Consider the following 10232-nt stretch of genomic DNA (forward strand, 5'->3'; position numbering starts at 1 on the left):
CCGGCACCCCCGCGCCCGGCGGCCCGCGGCCCGAGTTGTACGGTCATGGGGTGTACCGCTTCCTGTTGTCCCGGCAGTGGGTGATCCTCACCCTGCTGGCCCTCGTGCTGATGCCCGTGATGGTCGAGCTGGGCTTCTGGCAGTACCACCGCCACGAGCACCGGGTGGCGCAGAACGGGCTGATCGAGGAGAACCTGCGGGCCGAGCCGGTCGAGGTGACCGAGCTGACCTCGCCCGGTCACACCGTGCCCCGCTCGGACTACTGGCGGCGCACGACGGCGACCGGGACCTTCGACGCCGCGCACGAGGTGGTGGTGCGCCGGCGCACCTCCGCCGACGAGCGGATCGGCGTGCTGGTGCTCACCCCCCTCGTCCTGGCCGACGGGCGCGCGGTGCTGGTCAACCGCGGCTGGGCGCCGGCCGCCGCCGACCAGATGACCTACCCGGACGTGCCGCCCGCGCCGAAGGGGCGGGTGACGATCACCGGCCGGCTGAAGGCCGACGAGACGACCGGGGCCAGCGGCATCAAGGACCTGAAGGGCCTGCCGCCGCGCCAGGTGATGCTGATCGACAGCCGCCAGGCGGCGAAGACCCTGGGCCGCGAGGTGCTCGGCGGCTATGTGGAGCAGACCGCGCCGGCGCCCGCCGGCGGCTCGCCCGAGCAGATCCCCGAGCCGGACCACGACTCGATCGGCCCCCACATGGCGTACGCCGTGCAGTGGTGGCTGTTCGTCGCCGCGGTGCCGGTGGGCTGGGGGGTGCTGGTGCGGCGCGAGCGCCGCGACCGGCTGGCCGCCCGGACGGCGGCCGGGGCGGAGACGGAGGCGGGGGCGGCCGGGGACGGCGAGCGCCCGCAGGCGGTCGCGGCCCCGTAGCGCGCGGCCCTCCTGGGTGGAGGTACGGCGGGCTTAGCGGCCGTACCAGGTGGGAAGACGCCAGAGCGTGACACAACGTATCGAGGACTACGCCCTCATCGGCGACCTTCAGACCGCCGCTCTGGTGGGCATGGACGGCTCCATCGACTGGCTGTGCCTGCCCCGCTTCGACTCCGCGGCCTGCTTCGCCGCGCTGCTGGGCACCGAGGACAACGGGCACTGGCGGCTCGCGCCCAAGGGCGCCGGCCGGTGCTCGTCCCGCGGCTACCTGGGCGCCTCGCTGGTCCTGGAGACGGTGTGGGAGACCCGCACCGGCACCGTCAGGGTGCTCGACTTCATGCCCCAGCGCGACGAGGCGCCCGACGTGGTGCGGATCGTGGAGGGCGTCAGCGGCACGGTGGAGATGTCCTCGGTGCTGCGGCTGCGCTTCGACTACGGGCACATCGTGCCGTGGGTGCGCCGGGTGGACGGGCACCGGGTGGCGGTCGCGGGCCCGGACTCGATATGGCTGCGCAGCGAGCCGGAGGTGCGCACCTGGGGCCAGCAGTTCTCCACCGCCTCCGCGTTCGACGTCGCCGAGGGCGAGAAGGTGGCCTTCGTGATGACCTGGCACCCCTCGCACGAGGAGCGGCCCGGCCAGATCGACCCGCACGAGGCGCTGCGGCACACCCTGGAGGACTGGGAGGAGTGGGCCTCGCGCTGCACCTACCAGGGCCCCTACCGGGACGCGGTGCTCCGCTCGCTGATCACCCTCAAGGCGATGACCTACGCCCCCACCGGCGGGATCGTCGCCGCGGTGACCACCTCGCTGCCGGAGGAGCTGGGCGGGGTGCGGAACTGGGACTACCGCTTCTGCTGGCTGCGGGACTCCACCCTCACCCTGGGCGCGCTGCTCTCGGCCGGCTATGTCGACGAGGCGGCCGAGTGGCGCGACTGGCTGCTGCGGGCGGTGGCCGGCGACCCGGCGGACCTCCAGATCATGTACGGGCTGGCGGGCGAGCGGCGGCTGCCGGAGGCGGAGCTGCCGTGGCTGCGCGGGTACGCCGGCTCAGCGCCGGTGCGCACCGGCAACGCCGCCGTGGACCAGCTCCAGATCGACGTGTACGGGGAGGTCATAGACTCCCTCTACCTGGCCCGCGAGGCCGGGCTGCCCGCCCAGCGGCACGCCTGGAACCTCCAGCTGAGCCTGCTGGGCTTCCTGGAGTCGACCTGGCGGCAGCCGGACGAGGGGCTGTGGGAGGTGCGCGGGCCGCGCCGGCACTTCACCCACTCCAAGGTGATGGCGTGGGTGGCCGCCGACCGGGCGGTGCGCACCATGGAGGACGACCCCTCGCTGCCGGGGGACGTCAACCGGTGGCGGCGGATGCGCGACGAGGTGCACCGGGACGTGTGCGAGAAGGGCTACGACCCGGTCCGCAACACCTTCACCCAGTCCTACGGCTCCAAGGAGCTGGACGCGGCGGTGCTGCTGATGCTGCGGTTCGGCTTCCTGCCGCCGGACGACCCGCGGGCGATCGGCACCGTGGACGCGATCCGCGAGGAGCTGTCGCACAACGGCTTCATCCGCCGCTACTCCACCGAGGGCGTCTCGGTGGACGGGCTGCCCGGCGACGAGGGCACCTTCCTGGTGTGCTCGTTCTGGATGGCGGACGCGCTGCTGATGACCGGCCGGGTGAAGGAGGCGCGGGAGCTGTTCGAGCGGCTGCTGACGCTCACCAACGACGTCGGCCTGCTGGCCGAGGAGTACGAGGCGAGCTCGGGCCGCCAGCTCGGCAACTACCCGCAGGCGTTCAGCCACATCGGCCTGGTCAACACCGCGATGCTGCTGGAACGCGAGCTGGAGCACGAGCAGGTGACCACGGCAGGATAGGGCCATGGACCTGGGACTGAAGGATCGGGTGTACGTGGTGACCGGCGCGTCGCGCGGGCTGGGCAACGCCTCCGCGCGGGCGCTGGTGGCCGACGGCGCGAGGGTCGTCGTCTCCTCGCGGGACGAGAAGGGCATCGAGGCGGCGGCCGGTGAGCTGGGCCCGGACGCGCTGGGGGTGGCCGCCGACAACGCCGACCCGGGCGCGGCCGAGCGGCTCGTCCAGGCGGCCCGGGAGCGCTTCGGCCGCTTCGACGGCATGCTGGTCAGCGTCGGCGGCCCGGCGCCCGGCTCGGCGCTGGAGAACACCGACGAGCAGTGGCGGGCCGCCTTCGACTCGGTCTTCCTGGGCGCGGTGCGTCTGGCGAGGACGGCGGCGGCCGCGCTGGCCGAGTCGGGGGACGGCGGGGTGGTGGGCCTGGTGCTCTCCGGCTCGGTGCACGAGCCGATCCCCGGGCTGACCATCTCCAACGGGCTGCGCCCGGGGCTGGCCGGCTTCGCCAAGTCGCTGGCCGACGAGGTGGGTCCGCGCGGGGTGCGGGTGGTGGGGCTGCTGCCGGGCCGGATCGACACCGACCGGGTGCGCGAGCTGGACGCGCTCTCCGGCGACCCGGCGGCCTCCCGCGCCGCCGCCGAGGCCCGGGTGCCGCTGCGCCGCTACGGCACGCCGGAGGAGTTCGGCCGGGCGGCGGCGTTCCTGCTGTCGCCGGCGGCCTCGTACGTCACCGGGGTGATGGTGCCGGTCGACGGCGGCGGCCGCCGCGGATTCTGACGCCCCGCCCGTGCCGGTGACGCGTCAGGTGACGCGGCGGCCGGGGTGGCGTACGGCGCGCAGCCGGGCCTCGGCGGGCAGGGCGGCGAGGCCGGCCGACTCGCGGGCGTGCCGCACCGCGCCGCCGCCGAGCCGGGCCAGGGTCTCGCGGGGCGCGGCGTAGGGCTCCAGGAGCAGGGCGAGGTGGGCCGCCGGGGCGGTGCGGCGGCCGGTCAGCCGGACCCGGGCCCGGGACACCCCGTCCAGCGCCTCGGCCTCGGCGGCCATCGCACCCTCCAGGGCCCGGCCGCGCAGCACCGCTGCGTCGCCGTCGCCGGTGTCGAGCAGCACCTCGGCCAGCCGCGGCCGCCGCAGCTGCGCGAAGAGCCAGATCAGGGCGAGCACCAACAGGGCCGCGGGCACCGCGACGGCCGCCGCCCAGGGGATCCGCTCGCGGGTCCGGTCGGTCAGCAGCACCGCATCGGGGTCGTGCCAGGGCCACCAGGACGGCACGTCCAGCCCGATGACGACGGCGAGCACCGCTCCGCCGAGGCAGAGCAGCACCAGCCCGGCCAGGCCCAGCAGCGCCCGGTTCACTCCTCGTAGCATGCGATCTCCTGTGGGGCTCCGGTTGGGGCCTCAGCCCTTGCGGGGCGGGCGGACGACGTGCACCGAGACGGCCGGGGGGCGGGCCAGGCCCAGCTCCCGTACCCCGGCGGCCATCGCGGCCTCCACGTCGGCCCGGACCTCGGGCACTTCGCGGAAGTGGGCGACGGCGCGGACCGCGGCCTTGCCGCGCCCGGCGCGCACCCGGGCCGAGGCCACCCCGGCGACGCCCACGGCCCGGTCGTGCAGCACCCGTTCGACCGCGTCCCGGCCGAGTCCGGCACGCAGTCCGTGCGGGCCGGGCCGCATGGTCAGCACCGACCGCAGCCCCGGGGTGAGGGCGAGGGCCAGCAGCCACAGTCCGAGGGCCACGGCGACGCCCGCGCCGGCGACCGTCCACACGTCGTCCAGGGACCGGGTCGCCAGGTCCCCGGTGAGCACCTTGCGCCAGCTCATGCCGGGCCGCCCGGCGCGCACCGACACCAGGTCGTACAGGAGCAGTCCGGCCGCGCCGAGCACGACCAGGGCGAGCAGGGCGGCGGGCGCCCGCCGGACCGACCAGAAGCGGCCGGCGCGCCGGGCGCCGGACCGCCCGCGGGGCTCCGCGGGGTCGGCGCCGGTCGCCGCGTCCGGCGGGCCGTGGGCCGGCTCCGGCTCGGCCGGCCCGGGCTCGGCTCGGTTCATCGGACCCTCCCGCGGTCCTCGTCGGACGTGTACGGCGAGTGCAGCTTCTCCACGTGCACCGCGACCTCCCGGACGGCGAGCCCGGCCAGCGTCTCCACCCGCCGGGTCACCTGGCGGCGGACCGCGCCGCACTGGGCGGCCAGGTCCGCGGGGTAGCCGAGCTCCAGGCTGACGTGCACCCGGGCCGTGTCCCGGTGGACGACGACCGTCGTCCGGGGCGGCTTGGCCGCGGCCGGCAGGACGCCCGGGGCGGGGCCGGGAGGGGCCTCGCCCAGTGCCTCCCGGGCGGCCCGGGCGGCGATCTTCGCCACCACCCGGTCGGCGACGCTGGTCGCGCCGCGCTCGGCCGCCCGCACCCGCCGGGCCGCCGGCCGTCCGCCGGGAGCGGTGTCCGCGGCCTCGTCCGGGCCGCCGTGCCCGTGCTCGGCGTCGGCCGCCGTCGCCCCCGCCATCACGTCACCGCCGCCGGTCGTCGCGGTCGCGGCTCCGGAAGAACTCGCCGGGCTCCAGGTCGCCCTCCAGGAACCGGCCCGCCACGAAACCGATCGCGCCCAGGGCGGCGACCAGCACGAACGCGCCGAATCCGCCGAAGTAGCCGGCGAAGCCCAGCGCCATACCGGCCAGCAGGCCGACCACCGCCATGTTCATCGTGCGTTCCTCTCCCACGCTGCCGGGCCCTGGCGGGTCACCGGATCCGGGTCTCCTGCTCGTCCTCGTCCTCGTCCTCCTCGTCCGGCAGCTTCACGTCGCTGACGGCGATGTTGACCTCGACGACCTCCAGGCCCGTCATCCGCTCCACGGCGGAGACGACGTTCTCCCTGACGGCCCCGGCGACGTCCGCGATGGAGACGCCGTAGTCGATCACGATCTCCAGGTCGAGCGCGGTCTGCACCTCGCCGACCTCGGCCTTGACGCCCCGGGACACGTTGGACTTGCCACTGCCGGGGACCCGGTCGCGCACGGCGCCGAAGGTGCGGGAGAGCCCGCCGCCCATGGCGTGCACGCCCACGACGTCGCGGGCGGCCATTCCGGCGATCTTCTCCACCACGCCGTCCGCGATGGTGGTGCGGCCCCGGGACGCGGGATCGCCGCTCCTGCGTGTGCCGGACCCGGCCGGCTCCTTGACCCGTGAGGCCCTGTCGGCCTGGGCCGCCTGTGCGGACTGCGACGTGTCGGTCATCAGCGTCCATCCCTTCCACGTCTCACCGGGAGCCTCTCCCGGCGGAGCGGTGTGACCCTTTTCGCCCACATTACGGCTGGTTCGCGTGTTGCGCGCCGGGGATGCGGCAGGGTGGAGGAATGAGCACCGGAGAGGGCAGGGCCGATCAGGGCGGCGGGACGGGGCACACCTGGGCGGCGGCGGTGCGCGGTGCGCTGGCGCCGGGCCTGCTGCTGCCGCTCGGCGGCCCGGACGACGGCGTCTGGATCACCGAGCGGGCCGCCGCCGGCGTGCTGGGCGGCGCGATGGAGCGGGCGGCGCCGGACGCCGTGCCGGGCCGGGTGCGGGTGCGGTCCGCCGCCGGCGGGGCGGCCGGGGCGGCCTCCGGGACGCCCGCGCCGCCCGGGGCACTGCCGGCCGGACCGCTGCGGGTGGAGGCGGAGTTCGCCGCCCTGGCGGGGTCGGTGCTGCCCGAGGTGGCGGACCGGCTGCGCGCCGCGGTGCTGGCCGCGTCCGACGAACTGCTGGGCCTGCGGGTGGCGGCGGTGGACCTGCGGGTGACCGCGCTGCTGGACGCCCTGCCGGAGCGCCCGCCCGGCGACGACGGCCCGCCGGCGGCGGACACGCCGCCGGGCAGCCCCCCGGAACCGGGCTCACCCGAGGCGGTGGCCGCCGCCGTGCCCGGGGTGGCGCGGCTGACCGGCGCACTGGGCCGTCCGGCGCACCGGACCGCCGGCCGGCTGCGGGTGGAGCTGGCCACCGCCCCCGGCCGGCGGGCCCGGGACGTGGCCGCCGCGGCCCGCGCGGCGCTCGCCGCGGACGACCCGCACACCGCGGTGACCGTGGTGGTCACCGAGACGGGCTGACCCTCGGGCGCGGGCCGCGCGGCCCGCGGGTCAGTCGGCCAGGCCGGCCAGGTCGCGCAGCCTGCGGGCCTGGGCGGCGCGCTCGGCGGCGCGCTGCTCCTCGTACGTGCGGTCGCCCGCCCCCCGCAGCAGCGCCTTGGTCTCCACCACCGCGTCGCGCGGGGCGGCCAGCAGCGCGGCGGCGAGGTCCTGCACCGCGCCGTCGAGTTCGTCGGCGGGCACCACGATGTTGGCCAGGCCGATGCGCTCGGCCTCGTCGGCGTGGACGAAGCGGCCGGTGGCGCAGATCTCCAGGGCGCGGGCGTAGCCGACCGCGCCGACCAGCGGGTGGGTGCCGGTCAGGTCGGGTACGAGGCCGAGGCTGGTCTCGCGCATGGCGAACTGCACGTCCTGCGCGGCGACGCGCAGGTCGCAGGCGAGCGCGAGTTGGAAGCCGGCCCCGATGGCGTGGCCCTGCACGGCGGCGATGGAGACGACGTCGTTCCGCCGCCACCAGGTGAACGCCTCCTGGTACTCGGCGATGACCGCGTCCAGTTCGGCGTCGGAGCCGCGGGCCAGGTCGAGGAAGGAGGGCTCGCCGTCGAAGCCCTCGGGGGTGAACGCCTGCCGGTCGAGGCCGGCGGAGAAGGACTTGCCCTCACCGCGCAGCACCACCACCCGCACGCTGCCGGGCAGCGCGCGCCCGGCCTCGGCCAGCGCCCGCCACAGGGCGGGCGACTGGGCGTTGCGCTTGGCCGGGTTGTCGAGCGTCACGGTGGCGATCGCGTCCCGCACGGTGAGCCGTACGCCGTCCTGGTCGAGCAGGTCGTGCGCGGCGGACGCGTCGGGGGCGGGGTCGGGCGAGGTCATGGGCTGCTCCGGTCCGGTGCGGCGGCCGCGGCACGGCCGCGTGTCACGGTGGCCCGGCGGCCGGCCGCGCACGGCCGACCGCCGGGTAGGTGACTGCACAGTAACCACCCGCTCGGCGGTGCGGCGAGACCGGGTGGACCGGAGAAGCTCACGGCGGCGCCGCCCGGCGGGACGGACCGAAGGCCGCACTCCGCGGGCACCAGGGCCCGAGGAGTACGGCGGTCACGCCGGGGGTGTCAGTCCGACGGCGTGGCCTTCTTGCCCCGGGTCGCGCCGCCGCGTCCCCGCAGTGTCACTCCGGATTCGCTGAGCATCCGGTGCACGAACCCGTACGACCGGCCGGTTTCCTCGGCCAGCGCACGGATGCTCGCACCGGAGTCGTACTTCTTCTTCAGGTCTGCCGCGAGCTTGTCGCGCGCGGGGCCGGTCACCCGGCTGCCCTTCTTCAGAGTCTCGGCCACCCGTGCCTCCTCGTGGGAAGTGCGCTCTGGTCTTCTCATGATCACCCCTCCCGGCGCGTCTGGCCACCCATTCGACGAGGTCGGTACGGCCGGAACGGGACCCCAGCCGGCCGACGGGCGGCGGCCGCCCCGCCCGGGCAGGGCGAAACAGCAGGTCAGAGAGGTGTGGCGGAGGCCACACGGCGGCGGGAGCGGAATCCTCGATTCACCCCGCCGCCACGCCGGAGTACGAGACGCTCTCACTCAGATGATGGATCACGCCTAGGCCGAATGATCCAGAGCGGGACGCCCCCGGCGGGTGTCAGGCGAGCGCGACCAGGTCGGCGTAGTCGGCGCCCCACAGGTCCTCGACCCCGTCGGGCAGGAGGATGATCCGCTCGGGCTGGAGCGCGTCCACCGCGCCCTCGTCGTGGGTGACCAGCACGACGGCGCCCTTGTAGGTGCGCAGCGCGCCGAGGATCTCCTCGCGGCTGGCCGGGTCGAGGTTGTTGGTGGGCTCGTCGAGCAGCAGCACGTTGGCCGAGGAGACGACCAGGGTGGCGAGCGCCAGGCGGGTCTTCTCGCCGCCGGAGAGCACGCCGGCCGGCTTGTCGACGTCGTCACCGGAGAACAGGAACGAGCCCAGCGTCTTGCGGACCTCGACCAGGTCGAGGTCGGGCGCGGCGGAGCGCATGTTCTCCAGGACGGTGCGGTCCGGGTCGAGGGTCTCGTGCTCCTGGGCGTAGTAGCCCATCTTGAGGCCGTGGCCGGGCGTGACCTGGCCGGTGTCGGCCTTCTCGACCCCGGCCAGCAGGCGCAGCAGGGTGGTCTTGCCGGCGCCGTTGAGACCGAGGATCACGACCCGGGAGCCCTTGTCGATGGCCAGGTCGACGTCGGTGAAGATCTCCAGCGAGCCGTAGGACTTGGACAGGCCCTCGGCGGTCAGCGGGGTCTTGCCGCAGGGCGCCGGCTCGGGGAAGCGGAGCTTGGCGACCTTGTCCGACTGACGGACCTCCTCCAGGCCGGACAGCAGCTTCTCGGCGCGGCGGGCCATGTTCTGCGCGGCGACGGTCTTGGTGGCCTTGGCGCGCATCTTGTCGGCCTGGGAGTTGAGGGCCGCGGCCTTCTTCTCGGCGTTGGCGCGCTCGCGCTTGCGGCGCTTCTCGTCGGCCTCGCGCTGCTGCTGGTAGAGCTTCCAGCCCATGTTGTAGACGTCGATCTGGGAGCGGTTGGCGTCCAGGTAGAAGACCTTGTTGACGACCGTCTCGACCAGGTCGACGTCGTGGGAGATGACGATGAAGCCGCCGCGGTAGGTCTTGAGGTAGTCGCGCAGCCAGACGATGGAGTCGGCGTCGAGGTGGTTGGTCGGCTCGTCCAGGAGCAGGGTGTCGGCGTCCGAGAAGAGGATGCGGGCCAGCTCGACGCGGCGGCGCTGACCGCCGGAGAGGGTGTGCAGCGGCTGGCCGAGCACCCGGTCGGGCAGCCCGAGGGCGGCGGCGATGGTGGCGGCCTCGGCCTCGGCGGCGTACCCGCCCTTGGTGAGGAACTCGGTCTCCTGGCGCTCGTACTGGCGCAGCGCCTTGTCGCGGGTGGCGCCCGTGCCGGTGGCGATGCGGTCCTCGTTGGCGCGCATCTTCTTCAGCAGCACGTCCAGGCCGCGGGCGGACAGGACGCGGTCACGGGCGAGCACGTCGAGGTCGCCGGTGCGCGGGTCCTGCGGGAGGTAGCCGACCTCGCCGGAGCGGGTGATGACGCCGCCGGCGGGCTGGCCCTCGCCGGCCAGGCACTTGGTGAGGGTGGTCTTGCCCGCCCCGTTGCGGCCGACCAGGCCGATGCGGTCGCCCTTGGCCACGCGGAAGGAGGCGGACTCGATGAGGACGCGGGCGCCGGCGCGCAGCTCGATACCGGAAGCGGTGATCACGGACAGACTCCAGGGCAGCGGTGGGGCGGAAGGACGGCGGGGCGGGGCTTAGGGCTTCGACGCCTGCCGCTCTAATGCGCGAGGAGAATGGCCATACGGGCCAGTCTAACGGGCGCTTGCAACTGCTTTTCGGCCATGCTCGCGGGGAGAGATCGCCGGTCCCGGCGGCAGGGACCGGCGATCTCTCCCCGCGAGCATGGCCGAAAAGCAGTTG

Annotated in this window: 12 protein-coding genes; 4 read left to right on the top strand and 8 right to left on the bottom strand. The window is 75.3% G+C overall.

Annotated features, from left to right (window positions below; genetic code table 11):
• Positions 1-50: 50 nt before the first annotated feature.
• From C6N75_RS18895 to C6N75_RS18905, 3 genes are all read left to right on the top strand, one after another.
• Entirely contained in the window at positions 51-875 is an 825-nt protein-coding gene (locus C6N75_RS18895; protein ID WP_105870088.1) for an SURF1 family cytochrome oxidase biogenesis protein, read from the top strand.
• Positions 876-942: 67 nt separating this feature from the next.
• Positions 943-2745, top strand: a complete 1803-nt coding sequence (locus C6N75_RS18900) for a glycoside hydrolase family 15 protein (protein ID WP_105870089.1) — start codon at positions 943-945, stop codon at positions 2743-2745.
• 4 nt (positions 2746-2749) lie between these two features.
• Positions 2750-3514: an SDR family oxidoreductase gene (locus tag C6N75_RS18905; protein ID WP_105870090.1), complete on the top strand. Its 765-nt coding sequence runs from the start codon at positions 2750-2752 to the stop codon at positions 3512-3514.
• A 24-nt stretch (positions 3515-3538) separates the two neighbouring features.
• Here the strand turns inward: C6N75_RS18905 and amaP are convergent, their stop codons facing one another.
• From amaP to C6N75_RS18930, 5 genes are read right to left on the bottom strand one after another with little or no spacing between them, the layout of a single operon-like run.
• On the bottom strand, positions 3539-4102 hold the full coding sequence (gene amaP / locus C6N75_RS18910) for an alkaline shock response membrane anchor protein AmaP (protein WP_105870091.1): 564 nt from the start codon (positions 4100-4102) through the stop codon (positions 3539-3541).
• A gap of 30 nt (positions 4103-4132) precedes the next feature.
• On the bottom strand, positions 4133-4783 hold the full coding sequence (locus C6N75_RS18915) for a DUF6286 domain-containing protein (RefSeq protein ID WP_105870092.1): 651 nt from the start codon (positions 4781-4783) through the stop codon (positions 4133-4135).
• On the bottom strand, positions 4780-5235 hold the full coding sequence (locus C6N75_RS18920) for an Asp23/Gls24 family envelope stress response protein (RefSeq protein WP_105870100.1): 456 nt from the start codon (positions 5233-5235) through the stop codon (positions 4780-4782). Before C6N75_RS18920 ends, C6N75_RS18915 begins: the two co-directional genes overlap by 4 nt.
• 4 nt (positions 5236-5239) lie before the next feature.
• On the bottom strand, positions 5240-5431 hold the full coding sequence (locus tag C6N75_RS18925; protein ID WP_105870093.1) for a hypothetical protein: 192 nt from the start codon (positions 5429-5431) through the stop codon (positions 5240-5242).
• 37 nt (positions 5432-5468) lie between these two features.
• Positions 5469-5963: an Asp23/Gls24 family envelope stress response protein gene (locus C6N75_RS18930; RefSeq protein ID WP_105870094.1), complete on the bottom strand. Its 495-nt coding sequence runs from the start codon at positions 5961-5963 to the stop codon at positions 5469-5471.
• A gap of 119 nt (positions 5964-6082) precedes the next feature.
• On the opposite strand from C6N75_RS18930, the gene C6N75_RS18935 reads away from it, so the two are divergent.
• A complete protein-coding gene (locus C6N75_RS18935; protein WP_105870095.1) occupies positions 6083-6808 on the top strand; it encodes a hypothetical protein in 726 nt (241 codons plus the stop codon).
• A 30-nt stretch (positions 6809-6838) separates the two neighbouring features.
• Here C6N75_RS18935 and C6N75_RS18940 read toward each other — a convergent pair whose 3' ends face one another.
• The 3 genes from C6N75_RS18940 to abc-f all read right to left on the bottom strand — a co-directional run bounded on the left by C6N75_RS18940 (position 6839) and on the right by abc-f (position 10018).
• Positions 6839-7657 carry an enoyl-CoA hydratase/isomerase family protein gene (locus C6N75_RS18940; protein WP_105870096.1) on the bottom strand — a complete coding sequence of 273 codons (819 nt, stop codon included), beginning with the start codon at positions 7655-7657 and terminating at the stop codon, positions 6839-6841.
• 236 nt (positions 7658-7893) lie between these two features.
• A complete protein-coding gene (locus C6N75_RS18945) occupies positions 7894-8118 on the bottom strand; it encodes a helix-turn-helix domain-containing protein (protein ID WP_181160535.1) in 225 nt (74 codons plus the stop codon).
• Between the two features lie 301 nt (positions 8119-8419).
• The gene (gene abc-f / locus C6N75_RS18950; RefSeq protein ID WP_105870098.1) at positions 8420-10018 is read right to left on the bottom strand and encodes a ribosomal protection-like ABC-F family protein; all 1599 of its coding nucleotides are present in this window, start codon (positions 10016-10018) and stop codon (positions 8420-8422) included.
• Between the last annotated feature and the right edge of the window lie 214 nt (positions 10019-10232).

Source organism: Streptomyces solincola (genome assembly GCF_002982015.1).
GTDB lineage: Bacteria > Actinomycetota > Actinomycetes > Streptomycetales > Streptomycetaceae > Streptomyces > Streptomyces solincola.